General features: G+C 42.8%; 15 protein-coding genes. 3 read left to right on the top strand and 12 right to left on the bottom strand.

The genetic code is table 11. The features are described from left to right. Positions 1–22 precede the first annotated feature (22 nt). From F1644_RS13215 to F1644_RS13185, 7 genes are all read right to left on the bottom strand, one after another. Positions 23–3406: a SusC/RagA family TonB-linked outer membrane protein gene (locus F1644_RS13215; RefSeq protein ID WP_118303024.1), complete on the bottom strand. Its 3384-nt coding sequence runs from the start codon at positions 3404–3406 to the stop codon at positions 23–25. Between the two features lie 179 nt (positions 3407–3585). Next, on the bottom strand, positions 3586–4713 hold the full coding sequence (locus tag F1644_RS13210) for a FecR family protein (RefSeq protein WP_158571995.1): 1128 nt from the start codon (positions 4711–4713) through the stop codon (positions 3586–3588). Between the two features lie 457 nt (positions 4714–5170). Continuing rightward, complete coding sequence (locus F1644_RS13205) at positions 5171–5722, bottom strand: RNA polymerase sigma-70 factor (RefSeq protein ID WP_087419380.1); 552 nt, start codon at positions 5720–5722, stop codon at positions 5171–5173. Between the two features lie 152 nt (positions 5723–5874). After that, entirely contained in the window at positions 5875–7212 is a 1338-nt protein-coding gene (locus F1644_RS13200) for a MutS-related protein (protein WP_118303020.1), read from the bottom strand. Further along, positions 7209–8543, bottom strand: a complete 1335-nt coding sequence (locus F1644_RS13195) for a MutS-related protein (RefSeq protein WP_087419378.1) — start codon at positions 8541–8543, stop codon at positions 7209–7211. The genes F1644_RS13200 and F1644_RS13195 overlap by 4 nt, the downstream gene beginning before the upstream one ends. 164 nt (positions 8544–8707) lie before the next feature. Further along, positions 8708–11011, bottom strand: a complete 2304-nt coding sequence (locus tag F1644_RS13190) for a Gldg family protein (protein WP_087419377.1) — start codon at positions 11009–11011, stop codon at positions 8708–8710. An 11-nt stretch (positions 11012–11022) separates the two neighbouring features. Further along, on the bottom strand, positions 11023–11949 hold the full coding sequence (locus tag F1644_RS13185) for an ABC transporter ATP-binding protein (protein ID WP_087419776.1): 927 nt from the start codon (positions 11947–11949) through the stop codon (positions 11023–11025). 463 nt (positions 11950–12412) lie between these two features. On the opposite strand from F1644_RS13185, the gene F1644_RS13180 reads away from it, so the two are divergent. Continuing rightward, the gene (locus F1644_RS13180; protein WP_118303018.1) at positions 12413–13672 is read left to right on the top strand and encodes a M23 family metallopeptidase; all 1260 of its coding nucleotides are present in this window, start codon (positions 12413–12415) and stop codon (positions 13670–13672) included. A gap of 133 nt (positions 13673–13805) precedes the next feature. On the opposite strand, the gene F1644_RS13175 is transcribed toward F1644_RS13180, so the two are convergent. Beyond that, entirely contained in the window at positions 13806–15932 is a 2127-nt protein-coding gene (locus F1644_RS13175) for a toxin-antitoxin system YwqK family antitoxin (protein WP_118303016.1), read from the bottom strand. Between the two features lie 169 nt (positions 15933–16101). Between F1644_RS13175 and F1644_RS13170 the strand changes: the two genes are divergently transcribed. After that, positions 16102–16641 (top strand): chromate transporter, encoded by a 540-nt coding sequence (locus tag F1644_RS13170; RefSeq protein ID WP_087419374.1) that lies wholly within the window; start codon positions 16102–16104, stop codon positions 16639–16641. A gap of 56 nt (positions 16642–16697) precedes the next feature. Further along, positions 16698–17234: a chromate transporter gene (locus tag F1644_RS13165; RefSeq protein ID WP_027200879.1), complete on the top strand. Its 537-nt coding sequence runs from the start codon at positions 16698–16700 to the stop codon at positions 17232–17234. A 94-nt stretch (positions 17235–17328) separates the two neighbouring features. Here the strand turns inward: F1644_RS13165 and trxA are convergent, their stop codons facing one another. From trxA to F1644_RS13145, 4 genes are all read right to left on the bottom strand, one after another. Further along, a complete protein-coding gene (gene trxA / locus F1644_RS13160; RefSeq protein ID WP_027200880.1) occupies positions 17329–17643 on the bottom strand; it encodes a thioredoxin in 315 nt (104 codons plus the stop codon). Between the two features lie 87 nt (positions 17644–17730). Next, a complete protein-coding gene (dnaE, locus tag F1644_RS13155) occupies positions 17731–21396 on the bottom strand; it encodes a DNA polymerase III subunit alpha (RefSeq protein WP_118303014.1) in 3666 nt (1221 codons plus the stop codon). Between the two features lie 141 nt (positions 21397–21537). Then, the gene (locus tag F1644_RS13150) at positions 21538–22167 is read right to left on the bottom strand and encodes a PDDEXK nuclease domain-containing protein (RefSeq protein ID WP_118303012.1); all 630 of its coding nucleotides are present in this window, start codon (positions 22165–22167) and stop codon (positions 21538–21540) included. A gap of 128 nt (positions 22168–22295) precedes the next feature. Continuing rightward, the gene (locus F1644_RS13145) at positions 22296–23546 is read right to left on the bottom strand and encodes an acyloxyacyl hydrolase (protein ID WP_229782359.1); all 1251 of its coding nucleotides are present in this window, start codon (positions 23544–23546) and stop codon (positions 22296–22298) included. Positions 23547–23551 lie beyond the last annotated feature (5 nt).

Raw genomic sequence — 23551 nt, 5'->3', positions numbered from 1 at the left:
TCCTTTTTTATCATTCAAAAATCTAAAACGTTGCCTGTAAAGTAAATGAATACGTTCTAGCATACGGATACTCAGTACCTCGTTCCGTTTTCACCGTTGATAATCTGAACAAATCATTCGCATAGAATTGCAATTTTAACCGTTCAATTGCTCCCCCCTTCATGAAACCGCAATTGCGGAAATCATATCCTATATTTAACGATGTCATCTGCAATTCATTTAAATCTTGAACAAAACGAGATGTCGGTCGGGTAAAGGGTTCACTACTATTAAAGGCTTTATATTTAGCCGCAACTCCCGGAGTTGTCCAACGATCCGTGTACATTCTACGATCCACATTATATTGTATATCGGCATTCTCCACTTTATTTACCAAAGTCTGGTTATAATATTGTCCACCCAATCTGTAATAAAACGACGTGTTCACAGAAAAGCCTTTATATTCAAAATTAAAACCGAAAGTTCCGGAAACCTTGGGTAAATCATCACCGACAACCACTTGATCTTTCGGATCCCATTTATAAACCATCTTACCGTCCGCTGATAAAAAGATTTCATCACCATTCATTGGATCTATTCCCAATGATCTCACCGCCCATATTGCATTCATAGATTGCCCTTCCGCATAACGGGTTGAAGGCTTGGTCACACCCTTTCCATTTTCGTGATCCGGTATATTACTCTCTATCTTCTCCTCATCCCGAGTATTATTTAATGTATTCAATGCATCTGAAATCTTGGTTATTTTGTTCTTATTATGCATAAGGGAGCCAAACACGCTTAAATACATTTCACGCTTCGTATCTCTTATCGCACGCAGATTAACTTTTGCCTCGATACCTCGATTTTGCGTCTCGCCTAAATTCTCCATATAACTATCAAAACCAGCTGAAGGAGGAAGTGAAACAGGAGTCAACAAATTTTCCGTGTTCTTTATGTAATAGTCAAAAGTAACATCCAACATATTCAACACCGAAAACTCTATACCAAAATTATTATCCTGAGTCTTTTGCCATTGTAATTCCGGATTCGCCAGACTAATCAAGTACGATCCCATAATATTATCATAGCTCTCGTTATAATACTTATAAGTGGCTATCGCTTGATAAGAATTAAAGTTCTGCGAACCGGAATACCCCGTTGAAGCTCTTAATCTCAATTTCTCCAAAAAACTGACTCCTTCGAAGAACCTTTCTTTATGAATATTCCAACCAATACCTGTAGACCAGAAACTTCCCCAACGTTTGTCTGCACCAAATAGAGAAGAAGCATTCGCCCGATAAGTTGCATCTAATAAATAGCGGTCATCATAAGAATAGTTAACAGAGGCCAAAACACTAGTCTCCCTCACGACTGATTCATCTCCATAAGGACTACCGGAAACATACTCTTTCGCATTCGTGATATAATCCATCTTGTTATTAGCAAATCCTTGAGCTTGGAAGTATACCATCTCACTCTTTTTTTGACTTATACTCCACTGGGCATTAGCAAATAACAAATGCTTACCAAACAATTTTGAATAATTCGCAGAAAGATCCACATTATAATCTAAACGCGTGCCATTACCTTTCGTGTACTTCCCTCTATTAAAATAATCCTCGCTATCAGGCGATATATCCCGGAAAGACGTATGATCACGCGGTAAAAACACCTCACTATCATTTTTGCTGCTAACTAACCCGAAACGTCCTTTTACCTTCATTCCTTCGAAAGCATCCCACTCTGCATAAAAATTATTCGTGACATCAGTATAAGATGTCGAGGTTTTCGTGTTTAATGAAGCATTTACCATCGGATTATATATAGGATGACTTCCCTGCATATTTGCGATCTGGTAATCTCCCATAACCTCCCTAATACTACCATCATCATTGTAAGCTCTCCAGTAAGGATTCAATTTTGCATACTCGGAGAATGCCCCATAAGGAGACTCGTCAGCCTTATTAAAAGTGACAGACAATTGATCTCTAAAAAGGAATTTACCGTAACGATATTGAAAATTAAAACCACCAGAAATCACTTCACGATCAGACCCCTTCATTACCCCGGCGACTTTATTATACGAAAAATCAATACTATACCGGATAATGTCATCCCCTCCTTCAAAATTCAACGAGTGTTTGTGTCCCACTCCCACACGTAAAGGTTTTTCCAACCAATATGTATCCACTCCCCGCAAGATTTCTTTGTAATACTCGTTATATTTCTCATCATATTGTTGTTGCACATTGGGACGTCCCGATTTATCCGTGTAAACACCTGCTCTTTTCTCGATCTCTAGTTTTTCTGCCGCATTTGCCAAATCATAACTCCCTAAATCTGGAGCCTGAATACTAAGATTGCCCGAATAAGAAACTCTCATTTTTCCGGCTTCCGGGGTCACAGTCTCGATCACGACAACCCCGTTAGCACCTTTAGAACCATAAAGAGCCTTGGCTGTTGCATCTTTCAATAAGGTGATCGAAGCCACCCGGTTCATATCCATATCCATTACTTTCTCTATCGACTGCTCGAATCCGTCAACAATGAAAAGCGGTTGATTCGGGTTTGTCTGGTATTTATCTTTCATATCTGAAAAATTAGACGCTCCACGCATCTGAATATCCGGAACCTTATTCGGATCAGAACCGAATTCATTATTCTCCAATACTTGGAAAGAAGGATCGATATTTTTCAGTGATTGCAACACGTTCTGGTTACCAACCTTTTGCAAATCCTCCTTTTTAATCGTCGTCACGGCACCGGTATAGCTATCCGCTTTACGGGTAAAAATACCTGTCACGACAACCTCGGCCATTTCTGTTACATCAGGATCCAAGGTCACATCCAAAGTCGATTCTCCATTATATACCACCTCCTTGGTCTCCATCCCCACGAAAGAAAATACCAATACCATATCCTTCGCCAAAGGAACCGTGAATCGATATTTTCCATCAATATCTGTTGCCCCTCCTAAAGAAGTTCCTTTAATTACAACGGACACTCCCGGTAAAGTCTGGCCATCTTTATCTCGCACAGTACCAGTTAATGTTACTTGTTGTGCTTTTTCAATTTTTGCAGCAGCTTTACGAATAACAACCACGTTATTCGTCAGCTCGTATTCCAAGCCTGTCCCTTCCAAGCATTTCTTCATTGCCTCATCTACCGTGACATTTTTAATCTGGACATCCTTTCTCGGAACATTCTTCAAATCGTCGTTACTAAACATGAAACTCAAATTCGTCTGTCGTTTAATCTCGTTAAACACCTCTGATAAAGAAGCATTCTTCATGTCAATCGTAACCCGATTCGTGTTCTGTTGAGCAAATGAAAACGATACCGTCACCAGCACAACATTCACAAATAATAGTAGCCGGCACAGCCAACGGGGAAAACCCCGCAAACTCTCATGATGTTTTTTCATAAAAATAATTTGTTTGATTTTACATTCGTCTGTTATCTATCCTTAGTCTCAATTCTATTTGCGGTAGAAATGAGTTCCCTTTTTTTTCTTGTTCTAATTATTTTCCATAACTTTGTATTGATTTTACATTTGTCTGTTATCAGGCATTTAAGAGAGTGGTATTTGCGGTACTACTCTCTTTATTTTAAGATCACATTATTCCCATTTACCTCAAAAGAGACTCTTCGAATCTTCTCCATCAGGTCAAATATCTCCGAAACCTCCTTGTATTTCACAATATCCATCGAGAAACGCAATTCTTTGAGTTCCGAACTTGCGTAAAACACGTTGAAATCATACCACCTTTGCAACTCGTTCATGATATCCTCCAAACGAGCGTCCGTGAACACGATCCGCCCCACTTTCCAAGCGACAAATTCATCCGTATTCACCTTCGTAACCGCTATATTTCCAGTATTATCAACTTTCGCTTGTTCTCCCGGCACAATACGATGCACGTTATTTTCACTCTTCACCTCAACTCTACCCTTCACCAAAGTCGTCAAGAACTCTTTCTCGCCAGAGTATGCCCTTACTCCAAACTCTGTTCCTAACACCGAGACATCAGCCCTATCCGTTCTCACAATAAACCGACGCTTGTTCTCGTGCTTAACACTGAAATAAGCTTCGCCTTTTAACCAAACCAGTCTCTCTTCTGATCCGAAATGAACGGGCATTCGCAATTCCGACTCAGAATTCAAATAAACCACGGTTCCGTCTTCTAATCGAACAATATATTCTCCACCTCTCGGAATCTCAATAACCGTGTAACTATTTTCCGCTACAACCACGTCGTTATTTTTCATGAAATTCAACGTATCCTGCTGATTAATCATCGTGGACAACCCGTCATTCACACATACCGTAGTGTCACCGAAAAGTGCAACCCGCTCTCCCGTTGATAATGTAACCACTGCTTTAGATCCTCCCACCTTTATCTCTTGATGTGCTAAAGGTAATCCTGACCGTTTCTCCACAGAACCCATCATATACCAAATAAACCCTCCTAACATTAAAGGGAAAATAATCGCCGCCGCAACACGATACACCTGCAAACGAATCTTACGAGACCTCACTTCCACCGTTTTTCTCTTTATTTGTTTCCATCCCGCATCCCGCAATAGCCGATTATGATCTCCCACCGCCTTCTTTAAATACATCTCCGAATGCAAACTCTCGAAAAAATTCCTGTTTTGTTCAGAAGCATTCAACCACCCATCCAACTCACACCGCTCCCCTTCAGAAATCTCTTTCAAAAGTGCTTTCATTATTAATTTTTCTATTCTCTTACTATCCATATTCATGCTATCAGATGTATCTTATTTCCTATTTGAAAATCCATTTTTAATTATTTCTATATTAAGAACTCCAAAATGCATGAAAGGTAGTATTCCGAATCTGATTTTTTTCAATAAAAATCATGTTATGATAAAAATCAAGACAAAATTACAACTAGGATCATAAAAATCAATCACTTAAATCTTTAAATATACATATATTGCGTGAAAAAAAATCAGATCGCCAAGGCATACGGCCCGACACCCACTCTTCCGCTCATAATCAACCACATCATACTCTCTACCAGATAACAGTACCGGTTTCCTCACAGTAAATCAGCGCTCTCCCATGAAATTTTGTTACCAAAATTTCATCAAAAAGTTTTCAAAATTGCACAAAAGTCTCTTGGCAAATAGTCTATCCATAATAAATACAACGCACAAATAATTAAACTCCACAGAATATGGCAGAAAGTAGCAAATCCTTCAACCGTCCTCTTAAATAATTATTTGCGTTCGTCTTGTGCTTTTTAATTGTAGTGATTGCGATATGCAATTCTTCCGCAATTTCCTTGTGGCTCTTACCTTCCAGACTTTTCATATAAACATTCCTGCAAGCATCCGGGAGTTCCTCGAAAATATCATTTATCAAAGCGTAAATCTCAGCCTCGATCATCTGGTGTACGAACGATTCCTCTGTCTCTTCCACCTCGAAACCCTCCATACGTTTCTCTTTCCTTTGGGTATCCCGAATATAAGTCAGGCAATGATTCCGAACAACCCGGTACAGATAAGTCTTCAATTGCATCTCGTTCTCGAACCGATCCCCCTTCTCCCACAATTTGACAAAAACATCCTGCAACAGATCACAAGCCACCTCCTCATCCTTCACGTAACGCATGGCGAAATACTTCAAAGCGGTAAAATACTCTTCGTACACCTCTTTAAACTTCTTTCTCTCTGATAAACAGATCAAGCCAACCTCAATTTCATTCAACATCTATCTTGCATTACGTTTTGACGAACACAAATATAATCACATTAAAAGTAAAAAAGCGAATAGAAATCAATTTATAATTGCGAACAAAAAAAATATCCCGAGAACAATTACTATTCCCGGGATCAATATATTATTCTGAAATCTTTATCAGACTAAGAGGCAACCTCTCCTTTAATAATCTCGATAATCTTCTCGTTATTAATAATAATCATACCATGCTTATCACTCGTGATACCCGGCTCCAACTTGTAAGTATATGTTGGCAACTTACCTTTCATCACGGTCGGAAGATACTCGAACGTCACGTTATCACAACGTTTCCCGAGTTCCTGTCCCACCTCGATAATGTGGGTAGAAACCATAAACGCGCAATTCTTTCTCTCGGCAATCGCCTCCGTGACAGCCAGTGTCGCGTCGAAAGCATCTTTCACGTTCGTACCCTTGAACAACTCGTCGAAAATCACGATCAAGCGTTTGTCACGACTCACCTCGATAGCGACCTTCTTCACGCGAAGAACCTCCGCGTAGAAATGACTGTAACCCAGGTTAATATTATCCGGCACGTTAATAGACGTGTACATTCCATCTTGAATACGGAACTGCATGGAAGTTGCCGCCACGGGGAAACCCATGTGAGCCAAGTACACCGCGATACCGAATGACTTCATCAACGTGGACTTTCCAGCCATGTTAGCACCCGTCAGGAAGAACACGTTCTTCGTGGCCGTCACCTCCAGGTCATTAGAGATCGCCCCGTCAATACGAGGATGGTGCAACCCCTTCATGGCAACCAGGATCTCCCCGTCATCAGCTGCCTCTGCAAAACAGAAGTTTCTCTCCCTGGCCACGCTACCTATAACCACGTTCACGTCAATCTCCTGCAATAACTCGATCACTTCCTTAAAATTCTTGTGAGAAACACACCGCAAATTCCGGTCAAAACAAATCATATCCATCAAACCGGGATTCTCCCGACGAGAATTCTCCAACAACTTCGTCACCCGGCTATCGCTCAACAAAGCTTTTCCACGCTCCGCAATCTTTTGGAAAGGATTCCCGGCAACGTCACGTCCCAACTCGTCAAAATAAGTCCGGGCCTTCCGGAAAAATTCAATCGATGTCACGATACGATCCCGGATAATCCCGAATTCCGGGTCATGGCTGATGTAAAACATGGCTTTTGCCCGCGCAATTTGCAGCATGTTCATAAAAGCACGCTTTCCACTAGCCCCGGCAATATATTGTTCCACGACATCAAACTCGTCCTTCCCGAAAGGAAAACCGAAATCATGATCTCTAAAATAACGGAACACGGCTGAACGCTCGTTGATTGACTTCGCGTCTGTCAACGGGTGCAGGAACATGTCCTCCATCTTGCGCTCACCTCCCCGGGTGATCGTCCCGACATACAAACTGTAAACGGAATTATTCTTGTATTTCCCCAGAAGATTCAGGTCATCCAGGGTCTGTTTATCTGTCTCAAAACTCATGCTTCTCCATTTTTAATGATTTCGATAATATGTTCGTTATTCACGATCATCATACCATGACGATCATCCGTGATACCGGGAGCTAGCGTGTAGGTATAAACAGGCTTACTTCCCTCCATCTTGGTCGGCAAGTAAACGAAATTTATGTTATCACACCTTTCTTTCAGTACCTCTCCCGCTTCTATAATATGAGTCGAAATGATAAACGTGCAATTACGGATTCCGGCAAAAGCCTCTGTCACCGCCACTGTCGCGTCGTAAGCATCTTTCACGTTCGTACCGCGGAACAACTCGTCAAACACCACGATCAGGTGTTGCGTTTGCCGAACTTGTTGTGCCACCTTCTTCACCCGCAAAACCTCGGCATAAAAATGGCTATATCCCATACTTAAGTTATCCGGTAAGTTAATCGTCGTGAACATCCCGTTTTGAACTGAAAATTCCATTTCCTTTGCGGGGACAGGGAATCCCACGTGAGCCAAGAAAACCGTGATGCCAAAACTCTTCATGAAAGTCGACTTCCCGGCCATGTTCGCTCCCGTCAAGAAAATCACGTTACTATTCTCGTCCACCGTGATCGTGTTACCGACAGGGTTCGTGAGGAAAGGATGAAACGCCCCTTTCATAACCAACGTGTTCTTGTCATTCGGGTGAGCTTTCGCGAAAACAAAACCACGTTCTTTCGCCACGTTGGCCACCGCCATGTAAACATCCAGCAAATAAACGTAATACAAAATTTTCATCAGCTTATCCCGTTCCTCGAAACGCAACACCCGGTCGTAAACTACCGCCTGCTCGTAACCCAGTTTCTTCTTTCCCTTCTCGGAAACATACCAGGACCACTTCTCGTTACCCAGTAACCCCCGTAAACTAGCCGTCAACTCCGCGATGGTCTTGTTACCGGCATCCGCCTTCGAATTCTTCAAGAAGGCATCCAGCGTGTTCAACAACTCTATACAACAAACAATCCCGTTGTGGATTTGGGTATACTCTGTATCCGTCCCAACGAGATTCTTGAATTTCCGTCCTAACGTGTTATCCTGCGTCATCAACTGTGTACGCCTGTCCGTGTTACCCAAGTAGAATTCCATCGTGTCAAAAATCTCTCCACGGAACGGGAATTCGGCCTCGATATCACGATAATAACGAATCACGTCACTTCTTTCGTTTATCTGGTCTGCATCCGATAGGGGATACAAGAACATCTCTTCAAGAATTTTCGCACCTCCTCGTGTACGGGTTCGGTTGAAAATATCATAAACAGATTTCGTCCGGTTATTACCGAAAATGGCCAGATCGTCCAACGTCTGTTTGTCTATTTTAAAGCTCATCCTATATGAATTAAAAATTGAAATTGAAAATTAAAAATGCACATCCTTACAAATATACATATTTTAATTCTCTTAACTCTCTAAATTATAGAATCTTTTTTAATACCATTACAATTTATGATCGGGTGATTTTGCGATCACCCGATCATAAACTTCAGTATCTTTTATCTTCCTTTTCTACGAATCCACAAGAAGATACCTATTCCCGCTAACAATAGAGGCAATATGATCATGAACGACCATTTAATCACCTTACTTCCGGTTTTTTCCACGTACACCTTATTATCCGGAAGTGCAGGACGTCTCACATCAATAGGCACTTCGTTATCCGACATCCAGAAGAAACTTCCGGTAATTAACGAGAAGTTTGCAGTCCGGACTCCTGGAACTCTTCGTCCGAATTCCCCGTTGCTGATACAATCCGCATCACCGGTCAAAATAATTTTCTGTTCCTTATTACCCACTTTTCTGGACAACGCAACCACGGTATTATAGATCTTCTCGACCTCACCGATAGCCGGGTTCAGACGCACGGTATCATCAATAAAATCTGTCGTTTCCAATTCATTCCAAACACCGATCGTGTCAGTTTTGAACATATTCGTCACCGTGTAACCCTTATCGGCAATTTGCTCCAATCCGGCGGTACTAGGTGTCGTGATAACCATACGACGACTACGCATTGCCCCAAAATCATAAGCAATACTATCAGCCTCTTTCGTCGGGTAGGAAAGAATCACGTCAGCTTGCAGGTTCGTGTCTCTCTTTACCAGCACACCTGTTGTCATCTCGTAACCGAACTTGGCAAACAAATTATTCATCACGTCTCTACGTTTTGGTTCTCCCAAGATGAACAAATTACCTCCCCGATCAATATACTGTTGTAAATTAGCCTCCTGCTCCGGAGTAAACCACTCCCGCATATCAGAAATCACGATAATATTAATATCCTCAGGCACTTGCTGATCCATCGTAACTTTTGCGACATCAAACCCTTGATTTTCCAAAGCGTAACGGAAACCCTTATCATTAGCAAACGCACTATAATCACGGTCTTTACCACCAGAATAACTACGTTCTCCGTGGCCTTCCACGAATCCGACCTTCGGGAGATCCATCACCATCCGTTTGAAAGCGGCTGAAATCTCTTTTTCACTCGGGAAACGTTGCATATCATTGTATATTCTCAACCATGCTTTTTCACCATTTTCACGAACAATCTGACGCACGAACGTGTTATTTTCTCCCGACAAATCAATAATTTTTCGAATTTCCTCCGGAGCCATAAACTTGTTGGAATCCAAACCGTAGATCTTACAAACCTCCACCATTTTCTCGCGAAGTGTTGCGTTCGGGAATCTTCTGTCCAGCATGGGGTTCGCCGTGGTATCATAATAGTACACGTATTTCAACTTCATATCCGGTTTGAAACGTAAATATTGCTCGAAACGCTCCATATCCGGTTTCAGGAAATAAGGAGCAGCATACCAAGATGCACCCGGATCAAGAGCATTAATGTAAGTAGTTATTGTCATACCACCATCCAACTTCGCCACGATATCCTGGCTATTCGGGGTCAACGTGTTCATTTTCGTTGACGTCGCATCATGGTAAAGTTTCATCTGCGGAAGTGCAGACAAATATCCCAAGAAACAAGCTAAGAAAATAACACCGATATTTCTTCCTAAAGTAATCACGAAGCGAATTTTCTGACGAACCGAGTTCAAACGAATAATCGTTAATGCCAAGAAAAGGCAAACCACGATAACGAAATAAAGAACATCCTCGCTACAAATCAAACCGGCAATAAACTTTCCGCTTCGCCCGGGCATGGACAACCAGTAAGTCACGTCACGAATAAAATCGTAATCCTGCCACCATCCACCAATCATGCTTAATACCATTAACACGGCAAACGTACCGATAGCTGCCACGATTTGATAAGAAGTCAGACTGGACATGAAAATACCGATAGCCGCGTAAGCACAGATCAACAAGTATAATCCCAACAACCCCGTTAAAACCATGGATAATTCAAAATCCTTAACGACTGCCCAGCTACAAAGCGTGATCAAGAATAAAATACCAATCATGATAAGACCGTAAATCATCATGGAGAAGAATTTTCCCACGATAATCTGGGTATTCGTAATCGGAGAAGAATACAACAAACGAATAGACCCGCTACTCAACTCCTTACTTACCAAACTCATGGTCAACAGAGGAATATAGAAATACAGGTAATTCTGCATCGTGGTGAAAACTCCCCCCCATCTGCTGGCAAAGATACTAATCGTGGAACCTTGAATATCATATCCCATTTCTTGAGAACTCACAAGCCCGGCCAATTGGTCGGCAAAAAGCATTCCCGATTGTACTCCAAATACAACTAAAATTAGCCACGCCACAGGAGAATAGAACAACATCTGCAATTCCGTCCTCGCTATATTATATATCATTTTAAACATAACCCGATTTTTTAATGTGCTTTCTTAGATAATTCTGCGAATATATTATCGAGGGAACTCTTCTCCACCCGAACCTCAGACAAACGCCAATCGTTAGCGGCGCTTAGTTTCACGATCTGGTCAATAACCTCCTGTGCTTCTGTGAAACGAATACGGAAATTCCGGTTTCCTAACTCTTCCACACCAAGAACGCCCTCGATCTTTGCCAACTCGTCGGCAACGGGGGGATCTATCATTGAAACATAGAGAGAATTCGGGATAATATAATTATCAAATTCATCCACCGTTCCCATAAACACGAGCTTACCTTCCTCGATCATCAAAATATGATCACAAACGGCTTGAACCTCAGTCAAAATATGAGTGGAAAGAATCACTGTACGATCCTTGGCAATATCACGGATCAAGTGACGGATCTCCATAATCTGGTTCGGGTCCAACCCGTTTGTCGGCTCGTCAAAGATAACCAGATCAGGTTTATGAACGATAGCCTGTGCGATACCAACCCGTTGCTGATAACCACCGGATAAATTCTTGATCAAACGTTTACGGAAATGAGTTATACCACATTTTGCCAGCACCTCATCCACCGCCGGGATAATATCCTTATCAGCTACCCAACGCAATCTTGCACAATGAATCAAATACTCTTCCACCGTCAAATCACCATACAAAGGTGGTTTCTGCGGTAAAAAACCGATATGACGTTTCGCATCAACCGGTCTCTTACGGGCATCAATGCCCTTGATAAAAACCTGCCCTTCGGTTTGCTTGATAACTCCACTAATAATATTCATCGTGGTTGACTTTCCGGCCCCGTTAGACCCTAGCAACCCGTATATTCCCCTCCGGGGAATCTCGAAACTAATGTCTCTTACGGCCCATTGAATGCTGTAACGATGTGACAAATGTTCGACTTTTACAATTGGCTCTTCCATAAACTTGTTATTAAAATTAATATTGTCTACAACAACAGGTATAAACTTTATAAAAAGACGTTCCAAAAACAATTTAGTGTTATTCAAAAATCAACTTTATGAAATCTTTAAGATATTCAAATTCATCAACAAGTTGTTTTACATCAAATTACATTAATCACCATTTTGTATTTTCAGAAGAAAATAACATTTTCAACTTTTACATCATCACTTCAAAAACAAATACACACCAAAAAATCAGGAACATTTTTTTATATTGTGTTTTGTCAAAAATAGTAAAATCCTAATAGGAGTAATATTAAAAAAATGACTTTAACTTTTTATTAATAACAACATTAAGAATCTTTTCACACATTGAAAATCATGTGGATAAAAAAACATTCCTCCCTTGTTGCAGTTTCAAGAGGAATCCCCTAACTTGCATCCCGGATTTTGAGTGAACATTAGGAATCAAACGGAAAAGATGAAAAAAACGAAATGGATTTGGATTTGGGCTGCCATAGGGCTTATATTAGGTATTATTATTTTTTGGCCCAGCAACAGAGGAAACAAGGAGGCGATATTAGAAGCCAGTGCGGTAGAGGAAGTTGTTGACACGACCGAACAACAACAAATTCATTACAAATACGGTATCCCTGATGAAAACTTTATTATAGAAGAGGGTACCGTGGGGAAAAATGAGAATCTCTCTCTAATCCTTTCCAAATACAAGGTATCACCAGCCAAGATCCATGAAATCTCCCAACGCTGCAAGGACGTCTTTGACGTACGAAGTATCAGAAGAGGTCAAAACTACACTCTTTTCTTGGCACAAGACAGTCTTCGCACCCCGGAATTTTTCATTTACGAAAAAAATGCCTTGGAATACGTCGTCATAGATTTCAAGGAAACCGCAGATGTTTACGTGGGTAAAAAAGACATCGTGACCAAAGAAAAGACAGTTAATATAATTATAAACTCCAATCTATGGAATGCCATGGTTGATGCCCAGACAGACCCCATGCTCGCTGTCACGCTATCCGATATCTACGCGTGGAGCATCGACTTCTACGGCATAGCCAAAGGTGATTCCGTACGTGTCCTTTACGAACAATCATACGTGGAAGACAAACCTTTGCAGGACTTCAACGTGAAAGCTGCCATTTTCACCAATTCCGGTAAAGACTTCTATGCCATTCCTTTTGAACAAAACGAAAAATTGGCCTATTTTGATGAAGAAGGAAACAGCCTGCAAAAAACCTTTTTAAAAGCTCCCTTAAAATACTCCCGTATTTCTTCGGGATTCTCCAATAACCGGTTCCATCCTGTACTAAAAAGATACAGGGCACATCATGGCGTAGACTATGCAGCCCCGACAGGCACAGAAGTACATACCATCGGGGACGGCGTTGTCGTGAAAAAAGCCTTTCAAGCCAACGGTGGTGGAAACTACGTAACCATCAAACACAACAGCGTCTATACCACAACCTACATGCACCTTTCCAAATTTGCCAAAGGTATCCAACCGGGCAAACGGGTGAAACAAGGTGATGTTATCGGCTATGTCGGTAGTACAGGATTGGCAACAGGCCCTCATTTGGATTTCCGGGTATATAAAAATGGAACTCCCATCAATCCGTTAAAAATGAGTTCACCTCCCAAAGAACCGATCTCACCGGAAAATATGCCTCGTTTCATTCAAACGAGAGACTCGCTCGTGAAGATCTTAAAACAAACCCTATAATTCTAGATTTTAAATTTTAGATTTTAAATTGAGGAACTCACTAAATTTATGATTCCATAGTTCAGTGACCTCACCTACGATTTCTTAACCACGAAATCATTAAATTTTTCAATCTAAAATTTAAAATCTAAAATTAATAAAGTTTTTCCCCCGTTACTTTATAATACCGCCATTTTCCGGTCTGTCGCCCGTTCTTGTAACGTCCTTCACAGAACAAATGCCCGGTATTATAATAAAACTTTGCCGTGCCGTGTCGTACACCTTTCCGATATACGATCTCCGTACGAAGTGTCCCGTCCGGAAAAAACTCCTTATAGCCCGCAATCACCCCGTTCTTATAAGTCACCTGAGCCAACAAATCCCCGTTCTCGTAAAAAAACGGAGCAACCCCGTCTATCTTTCCGTCGCCATACGGAAATTGTCCGAGCAACTTTCCCGCGACATTAAACACGCACCACACGCCATCCGGCTCTCCATCCTTCAGAGCCCCTTTGAAAATGGCCTGTTCTGACTTGTACTCGTAATACTCTTGATTACTCACCGCAATACTATCGGGAATCACGGGATAATAAAAACCTGCCTCGATCTTGTTTACCTGATTCTCAAATTGACGATTTAACTCTCGCATTTTGTACTCCTCGGGAGCCTTATCATTATAATTCGCTATAATCTGAGTCTCAAAAATTCCTCCCTCCTTGGATAACGAGAAACCGATCGTTTCAAAACTCAGAAATGCCCCTCTGTTCTTCTCCAGACTCTCTTGGGAACCCGCCTTGAAAGAATCATATAAATACTCGTATGTATTGGGCGTCTGCACGTAACCGAACACGTTCTTCCGACTTCCCAACTGCCCTTTTAAACGCGTATGCTTCTCGTCATTCTCCAATGTGTTTCCCAGCACGTACTCTTTAATCATCTCGGCGAGTGTGGCAGGAGAATTACTAAAAACGACATAATCACCCAAAAATGTATAATAAGGGCGTTCAAATCGTTCGAACATCCCCCCGAAGAAAAGCTGGAAAAAACCTTTTAATCGGAAATAATGAATCGTGTGACCGTTAAACTCCATCGCTCTCTCCCGGATAGGAGTCTTCCATTGAATCTGTTCGGCCAGATAAGCCATTTGATCCTTGGCCAGATGAATCTCTTTTGCTCGTATCGCCAGCACGATATGGTCCGTCTTCTGATCGTTCTCCAAACGGGGTTTGATAATTGCCACCTCCCCACCAATCCAAGATGTAAACACCTCCAACACGTCCATATTCAGAAATTTATTCAACCGATCCAGTGATTTCTTCATTTCCGTGTAAGATTGCAGGCTATTCACCTTGTAATTCTCCAACAGCAAATTTTCCGCATCCTTGAAAGAAGGAAAACAAAAAGAAACATAAGCTGCCGTATTCTCACCCGCGATCGTCTCCAGGTTAGAAGAACCTCCTTCCAAGAAACTAACTACATCCAACAAAGAATACTTATTAGGATCGGGTCTCGTTTCCCCGACAAAACGAAGAGATTTGTCATTCAACTGCATCATTAAACGGGTATTTTTCAACAATGAAAATTCATCTGCCACCGCCGATGCCTCCATGACCGAAGTAACCCATTTTCCCAACTGCCGATGATCAAGATCAAGCATTATATCCCCTGAAACCACCACTTCCTGCACCTCCTTCTTCGTCTTACACCGAGCCAGAGAACGAGCCACCAGAGCATGAGACGATGAACCGATCAGCAGATTATCCTTGATCGTGAAAAAGAATCGCCAGTCAGCCCAGCGAATCTCCCGGATCTCCCCGTTCGGGTCCTTGATCGTCTTTATTTTTATCTCGTCATCCTGCACCAATTTCAGCAGTAACGTTTCAAACACCTGAATCACGTTCAATTTCCCCAAATCACAAACGTACAGGAAATCGTATTTGTTCAACCCCACCTGATGACATGAAATTGTTACCGGACGATCAGTTAATATCCTTTTTAATTTAGGATAGGTATTCGCCAAGGAATCCACGTATTGCAAATTCGAATGATACTCTTCGAAATAGGGATAATTTTTCAACGATTTCCAGATAAAATTCCGGTGCAACCGTTCATGCACGCTATTTACAGACACAATATTCACCTTAAAGACCGCATCCACGGGTACCGCCTGCAAAGTATCAAACCTCCCCACCTTGCGGAAAATCCCGAACCACACGATCAGGCCGACTACCACAAACAGGCCCAAAACAACAATTATCTTTCTTTTCGTACTTTTTTTCATACATGAATCATCAAGTTCGTATATTCTTCACCAGAGCCTGTACAAAGGCCTGAACTCTCATCCCAAAAATCAACAAGGTTTTAACGCATCTGCACTGTTTTCAACACTACAATATTAAGAATTTTAGTCGGGAAATCGTATCTTTGCCACTGATATATAACGCAAAATTATGGCTTCATACTGGCAAATATTTATCTCGTTTTTCAAGATCGGTTCTTTCACGCTAGGAGGTGGTTATGCGATGATACCACTCATCCAGCAAGAAGTCGTGGATAAAAAAGGTTGGCTAAAAGAGAGCGAATTCGTGGAGATGATGGCAATAGCCCAATCCGCCCCTGGACCGATTGCACTGAACACGGCCATTTTCGTGGGTTACAAGGCACGAGGAATTAAAGGGGTCATTTTTTCCAGCCTCGGAACCATCCTCCCCTCTTTCATCGTAATCCTGTTAATCGCCATCATTTTCACAGATTTCAAAAACAACCCCGGAGTAGAACGAGTATTCAAAGGCATCCGCCCGGCAGTCGTGGCCCTCATCGCTGCCCCTTTATACAAAATGGGTAAGTCGGCAGGAGTCACCCGTAAAACCATCATTTTCCCGGTCATTGCCGCCCTACTCGTCTGGTTACTCAACCTCTCGCCGATATATATCATCATCGCCGCCATCCTAGGTGGCCTCCTTTACGGCAAAATCACCCACAAACTCTAAAAATGTCATGAAACAAAGTCCGTTTTTCAATTTCCAATTCTCAATTTTCAATTAACATGTCAGAACTCGATCTCTATATCAGCCTCTTTATCACCTTCTTCAAAATCGGCCTATTCGGTTTTGGGGGCGGTTACGCCATGCTCTCGTTAATACAACATGATGTCGTGGAAACCCACAACTGGATCAGCGTGGCCGACTTCACGGACATCGTGGCTATTTCACAAAGCACGCCCGGCCCTATTGCCTTCAACACCGCCACTTACATCGGCTACACGGCAACAGGCAGCATCTGGGGATCAGCCATCTGCACGATAGCCGTCAGTCTTCCCTCCCTGATCATCATGATCACGATCTCCAAGTTCTTTTTCATGTTCCGGGACAACAAATACGTGGAAATGGCCATGCAAGGTTTAAAAATCACTGTTTTAGGACTTATCGGGGCAGCAGCGTTGTTATTGATGAACAAACAAAACTTCGTGGACTACAAAAGCTATATTATCTTCGCCATAGCCTTCATTGCCACCTTCAAATTCAAAATGGACCCGATTCTCATGATTATAGCAGCAGGAGTGGCCGGATATCTTCTCTATTAGGTCGTCGCTTACGGCAACCGTTACAAGTTGAGATTACGCTCTACAAGTTACAGGGAATACAAACAAAAAAACCGCCGATCGGCGGTTTTATATTTTAAAGCAGTGCATTGATTTTAGAAACCAAAGTCGTCTTAGGTACTGCACCTACTTGTTTGTCAGCAACCTCGCCATTCTTAAAGAAAAGAATTGTCGGGATGTTACGAATACCATACTTAGCGGCAGCAGAACCTTCATCCACGTTCACTTTAGCAACCACTAACTTACCTTCGAACTCTTTAGAGATCTCTTCCACGATGGGTAACATCATTTTACATGGTCCACACCATTCTGCCCAGAAATCTACAAGAACAGGAACTTCTGCTTTTAGCACAACTTCCTCGAAATTTGAATCATTAACTGCAATAGCCATACTTCTATCTTTAAAGTTTATAATAATATTCATGCTAAAAGCGTTGGATTAAGTTCCGCCATGATCCAACGCTTTGACATGGCGAAATTAATTAATTTTCATTTTAATAGCATCATTATTTTCAAAATATTCATATAATTCTCTCGAACGCCCTATCTTACAGGTTCTTGAAAACATCTTTACCCGGTGTCCCGTCCCGTCATACAAAATAAAATTCAACGGGAGATCACCCTTCTCGTTCACGAACTGGTTATGTATCTCTAACACAAGCTCGTGTGTCAGCTTTTCCACGTCTACCTGCAACGTGATCGAGCGAATCAGGTTCTCACTGATAACGCTTAGCAAATCCATGCTCTGTACGTTAAAAGTCAGCTCTCCGGCCCCTCCCCACTTCTTTTCCTGCACTCTACCCTTGATGTAGATCGACGTCTCCAAAATAAAATAATTCCGGAACTTGATATAGTCCTCTCCGAAGAAAGGTAACTCGTAAGAACCGGTGAAATCCTCGATCGTCAAAATACCAAAATCATTCCCTTTCTTCGTTTTTCCCTCTCGCATGGCGACAATAATTCCCGCAATCGTCACGTCCCGGTCTTTGTAAGAACTCAAATCACTGCTCAGACTCTCCAAAGGAGTACAAATCGCCTTGATCTCTAGTTTATACGAATCCAAAGGGTGAGAAGTTAGGTATATACCGATCAATTCCTTCTCTTTACGTGCCTTCTCCACGTCCGTCCAAGGTTCACACAAAGGAACAGTAGGCTTTTTCACGTCATATTCATCCATTCCCCCGAACAGCGTCGCCTGCATCATTAAACTATCCTGTTGCTTTTTCTGCCCGTAATTCACCAGATTTTCTAGAAATGTCGTGTGGCCGTCAGGCATATAGAAATACTGCGACCGATCCAAACCGAAACTATCCAACCCTCCCGCGGTAATCAGATTTTCCAACGTCTTCTTGTTCACCGTCTTGTAATCCAAACGCTCGAAGAAATCGAAAAGATCCTTGTAAACCCCGTTAGTATTCCGTTCCCGAATAATCGAATGTACGGCAGCCTCGCCAACCCCCTTGATTCCAGCCATCCCGAAACGAATATCTCCCTTGTGGTTCACCGTGAAATCATCATCCGACTCGTTCACATCCGGAGCCAGCACGCTCAAGCCCATTCGCTTACACTCGTCCATAAAAACCGTAACCTTCTCAATCTGTGATAAGTTACAACTCAAGTTGGCCGCCATAAACTCGGCAGGATAATGAGCTTTCAAAAATCCCGTCTGGTAAGCAATATAAGCGTAGCAAACCGAATGTGATTTATTGAACGCGTACGATGCAAATGCCTCCCAGTCACCCCAAATCTTATCAACCAACGGGTTGACCTCCTTCCCCATCTCCTTGCATCCTTTCACGAACTCCTCATTTTTATTACACCCCTCGATGAACTGCGTTTTCAACTGGTTCATCGTGTCTATCTGTTTCTTACCCATCGCCTTACGAAGAGTATCAGACATACCCCGGGTAAAATTACCCAATGCGCGGGACTGCAACATCACCTGCTCTTGGTAAACGGTAATACCATACGTGTCCTTCAAGTAAGGCTCCATCATCGGGTGATCGTACTCGATAGGAGCCTCCCCGTGCTTACGCTTGATAAAATCCGGGATATACTCCATAGGCCCGGGACGATACAAGGCATTCATGGCCACCAAATCCTCAAAACGGTTCGGCTTCAACGCCCTCAAATGCTTTTTCATTCCCGGCGACTCAAACTGGAACAGACCGGTAGTCTCCCCTCTTGAAAACAATTCGAATGTCTCTTTATCCTCCAACGAAATCGCATCCACATCCAGCGTCTCGTGGCGGGATTTCTTTATATTATCCAAACAGGTTTTTATAATCGAAAGCGTCCTCAACCCCAGAAAGTCCATCTTGATCAATCCGATCGGCTCCACGAAGTGACCGTCATATTGAGTCGTCATCAAACTTTCCCCTTCCGTTGGCATAATTGGGATATGTTCCGTCAACGGGTCACGACTGATCAAAATACCACAAGCATGTACCCCCGTCTGCCGCACGGAACCTTCCAAAATTTCCGCCAAATGGAGCGTTTTTGCTACCAGCGGGTTCGAGGACTCCCGTTCTTTTTCCAAATCAGGATTCTCCTTGTAAGCCTTCTTCAACGTGATTTTCGGGGTTTCCGGCACCATCTTTGCCAACCGGTTTGCCTCCGACAAATCCAACTTCAGCACCCGTGCCACGTCCTTAATCGCCATCTTGGCAGCCATACTACCGAAAGTCACGATGTGCGACACCTTATCCGCCCCGTATTTCTGTGTAACCCACTCCAACACCCGCTGACGCCCGTCATCATCAAAGTCAACGTCAATATCCGGCAGTGAGATACGATCGGGATTCAAAAAACGCTCGAACAGCAAATCATACTTCACCGGGTCAATATTTGTGATACCCAGACTATACGCCACGGCACTTCCCGCAGCAGAACCACGCCCCGGTCCCACGATCACCCCCATATCACGAGCCGCTTGGATAAAATCCTGCACGATCAAAAAGTACCCCGGGAAACCCATCGTCTTCATGATATGCAACTCGAAAATCAAACGCTCCATAATATCCGGTGGAATATTCTCACCATATCGCCGCACGGCTCCCTTCATCGCCAACTCCTTCAAATAATCCGCCTCCAACTTGATACGGTAAAGTCGATCATATCCCCCCAACTTCTTCACTTTCTTTTGGGCATCCTCCTCGCTCATAACGACCTCACCTTTCTCGTTACGGGTAAACTCGTTGAACAAATCCTCTTCCGTGTATTTCTTCCGGTACTCTTCCTCCGTACCGATCTCCGGCGGGATCGGGAAAACCGGCATCAACGGATCAGAATCCAGTTTATAATCTTCAACTTTATCAACAATCTCCTGCGTATTCTCGATTACCTGCGGAATATCCTTGAACAACTCTTCCATCTCGGCCGTTGTCTTGAACCACTCCTGCCGCGTGTACCGCATCCGGTTAGGATCATCCAAATCCTTACGAGTATTCAGACAGATCAACAGGTCATGCGCCTCCGCATCCTCCGCGTTCAAGAAATGCACGTCGTTCGTGGCAATCACCTTGATTCCTAACTTCTCACCCATACGCAGAATCTCCGCATTACATCTCACTTGGTTATCGTAAACCTCCGCTCTCTCTTTAGCCGATTCTGCCGGATGCCTCATCACCTCCAGGTAATAATCCTCCCCCACCAAATTCTTGTACCACAAGGCAGCCGCCTCCGCCCCCTCGATATCCCCGGCCATAATCTTCTGGCAAATCTCACCTCCCAAACAAGCCGACGAAATAATCAACCCCTCGTGATGCTTCTCCAGCAAAGCCTTATCAATACGCGGACGATAATAATACCCATCTACAAACGCCGCCGAACAAAGCTTGATCAAATTCAAATACCCTTTCAGATTCTTGGCCAGGATAATCAAATGCTCTCCCGAACGATCCACCGGTTTCTCCTTGTTATACAAAGACACCCGGGCCACGTAGGCCTCCACCCCCAAAATAGGTTTTATCCCCTTTTTGCGACAAGTATCGTAGAATAATTTTATCCCGAACATATTCCCGTGATCCGTCAACGAAATTGCCTTCATCCCGTCGGCAATCGCCTTCTCCACCAAACCGGGCACACTCGCCGCCCCGTCGAGAATAGAATACTGAGAATGTACATGAAAATGCGTAAATGCCATATATACACTTAATTAAATATTAACACACCCCTAAAAGGCATATCACAAATTTAGCCAAAAATCCCGACACTACCACTCCGTATAATACAAACAATTCTAAAAAGCGGTATATTTCCCGTTAAACCGGAAACTAATCCCCAACTACAACAATTTTTTCAATTCTTCCATGTCAGGTAACGCCTGTTTCAACCTTTCAGGCATATCATCAGAAGTTTTATAGGTGACCACACCCATCGGTTTATCATAATCTTGAATCACATATTCTACATACTTCTTATCTGCACTTTTACAAAGTACTATCCCAATAGATGGATTTTCGTGTGGTTTACGCATTTGATCATCAACAAGGCGTAAATAGGTACATAGTTGCCCTAAATACGAAGACTTAAACGCCCCTTTTTTCAGTTCTATCACGACCAATGCATTGAGTTCCCGATTAAAAAATATCAAATCAGGATTTTCCACTTCGCTAACCGCGGTAAGCGATTTCAACTGCCCGCTCCAACTTTCATAAAACTGGCGCATAAATTTGATATTAGCAGCAGAAAAATCTCGCAACCCCGGTAATTCCTTCTGTAATTGCTGACTAATCGTCTCAATAGCACCCGTTCCCCAAAATCCATCACGAGAATTTTCTGAGACATATTGTCCTACACCATAATACAAAGAAAGTTGCTCTTTATTCACAGAAGAAATAGCACGATACTGACTACGCAATATCGCTCCTTTTATAGCTTTTACCGCCTCCGCATAATTATGACTTATATCCATTCGGCTCTCATTTTATTTACAAAAGTACAAAATAATGCCAGCCAAAAGGAAATCGGGCTGAAAAGATAATTATTTTCGCCGTAATACATTTTCAACAACTTCTCAGTAATATTCTGGGAATAACAATTCTAAAAAGCGGTATATTTCCCGTTAAACCGGAAACCAATCCCCAGCATCAAGAAATTAGGTTCGTTGAAATTTTGTAGACGATACCCCACGTGCAAAAACACGGCACGGGACAAGGCTATTTTCAACGTCAACAATTGGTAGAACATATTCAGATCATTCTTCCCGATTACGTTCGCCCCGATCCCGACTCCCACGACAAAAAAAGGCATCACGTACTCCGCCCGCCCGGAAAGTCCCAAAGCAAACTGATCACCCAGAGGAGGGCGGACAATGTCCGACTTATCCACACTCCCGTACACGTTCCCATCCGTGTATAAATTGGCTCCCCCGTCAAACGTCCCATCTAGAGATACGCCTAACCGGAGTTTATAATTCAAATTATACATCGGGGTAAAATTAAACCCGAACACGGGGTAAGCCTCAGGAGAAGGGGAAAACCCGTCGGAAGTCTTCACCAGCCGATCGTGCCACGAGCCGAAGAAAACAAAATCATACGTGAAATGTCGCCGAAAAGGTTGTGTGGTCAAAGTTACTTTCCTCTCCAACGACTTCAAATCATCCTTCCGGTAAAAATTACACTCTAACCCGATATTTCCCCCGATCGTGTTCAACCCGGCATTAGGAATCTTCGTGTTCCCGTTGGAAAAATGTGATACCGTCAATCCCGAAAGCAGGCTAACCCTCGGGGACAACCTCCAGCGCAAATAAAAATTAGCATTAATATAAGCGTTCACCTTCGAACCGATCATCGTATTGTACGAATTATAATACGAGTCATAAGGTTTCCACCCCGCAGACAACCCAAAATTCCACTCGTAATGTAAAGACAACCAGGGAGCCAAACTAGAGATACGAGCCCCTTGGAACAAATAAAATGCAACCGGGTTTCCCAACTGCCGGGATTCCCCAAAATCATAAAACCCGAGCCCAACCCCTTGATAAACATCGCCGTAAATTTGCTCATCAACACTCCCCGGGCGATAACGGAACAAATATTTCACATGCGTGGAAAAAGCTCCCCGGATAATCCTCCCCTCGGCATTCGCCCCTTTCAAAAAAGAACTTGTCGGGAAAATATACTCCGGCCGTCCCTCCACACGCAACCCATGCACGAACTTTCGCAGAGACACGTCCACCAAACTATCATTCCCCTGCCCAGCCACGCACAACACACTCCCGACGAATATAATCCCCAGAAAAACGACAACTCTCAAAATCCTTTTTATACCATCCATACAAACTCCATTCATAAAAT

Source organism: Butyricimonas paravirosa (assembly GCF_032878955.1).
In the GTDB taxonomy this organism is placed as follows: Bacteria; Bacteroidota; Bacteroidia; order Bacteroidales; family Marinifilaceae; genus Butyricimonas; species Butyricimonas paravirosa.
This window is presented reverse-complemented; position numbering and strand designations above follow the sequence as displayed.

What these genes read in the sequence shown, in the direction of transcription:
- F1644_RS13185 (WP_087419776.1), bottom strand. Translation starts at nt 11,949, where the DNA reads ATGGAAGAGCCAATTGTAAAAGTCGAACATTTGTCACATCGTTACAGC.
- F1644_RS13195 (WP_087419378.1), bottom strand. Translation starts at nt 8,543, where the DNA reads ATGAGCTTTAAAATAGACAAACAGACGTTGGACGATCTGGCCATTTTC.
- F1644_RS13170 (WP_087419374.1), top strand. Translation starts at nt 16,102, where the DNA reads ATGGCTTCATACTGGCAAATATTTATCTCGTTTTTCAAGATCGGTTCT.
- trxA (WP_027200880.1), bottom strand. Translation starts at nt 17,643, where the DNA reads ATGGCTATTGCAGTTAATGATTCAAATTTCGAGGAAGTTGTGCTAAAA.
- F1644_RS13150 (WP_118303012.1), bottom strand. Translation starts at nt 22,167, where the DNA reads ATGGATATAAGTCATAATTATGCGGAGGCGGTAAAAGCTATAAAAGGA.
- F1644_RS13205 (WP_087419380.1), bottom strand. Translation starts at nt 5,722, where the DNA reads ATGTTGAATGAAATTGAGGTTGGCTTGATCTGTTTATCAGAGAGAAAG.
- F1644_RS13165 (WP_027200879.1), top strand. Translation starts at nt 16,698, where the DNA reads ATGTCAGAACTCGATCTCTATATCAGCCTCTTTATCACCTTCTTCAAA.
- F1644_RS13200 (WP_118303020.1), bottom strand. Translation starts at nt 7,212, where the DNA reads ATGAGTTTTGAGACAGATAAACAGACCCTGGATGACCTGAATCTTCTG.
- dnaE (WP_118303014.1), bottom strand. Translation starts at nt 21,396, where the DNA reads ATGGCATTTACGCATTTTCATGTACATTCTCAGTATTCTATTCTCGAC.
- F1644_RS13215 (WP_118303024.1), bottom strand. Translation starts at nt 3,406, where the DNA reads ATGAAAAAACATCATGAGAGTTTGCGGGGTTTTCCCCGTTGGCTGTGC.
- F1644_RS13190 (WP_087419377.1), bottom strand. Translation starts at nt 11,011, where the DNA reads ATGTTTAAAATGATATATAATATAGCGAGGACGGAATTGCAGATGTTG.
- F1644_RS13145 (WP_229782359.1), bottom strand. Translation starts at nt 23,546, where the DNA reads ATGAATGGAGTTTGTATGGATGGTATAAAAAGGATTTTGAGAGTTGTC.
- F1644_RS13175 (WP_118303016.1), bottom strand. Translation starts at nt 15,932, where the DNA reads ATGAAAAAAAGTACGAAAAGAAAGATAATTGTTGTTTTGGGCCTGTTT.
- F1644_RS13210 (WP_158571995.1), bottom strand. Translation starts at nt 4,713, where the DNA reads ATGAAAGCACTTTTGAAAGAGATTTCTGAAGGGGAGCGGTGTGAGTTG.
- F1644_RS13180 (WP_118303018.1), top strand. Translation starts at nt 12,413, where the DNA reads ATGAAAAAAACGAAATGGATTTGGATTTGGGCTGCCATAGGGCTTATA.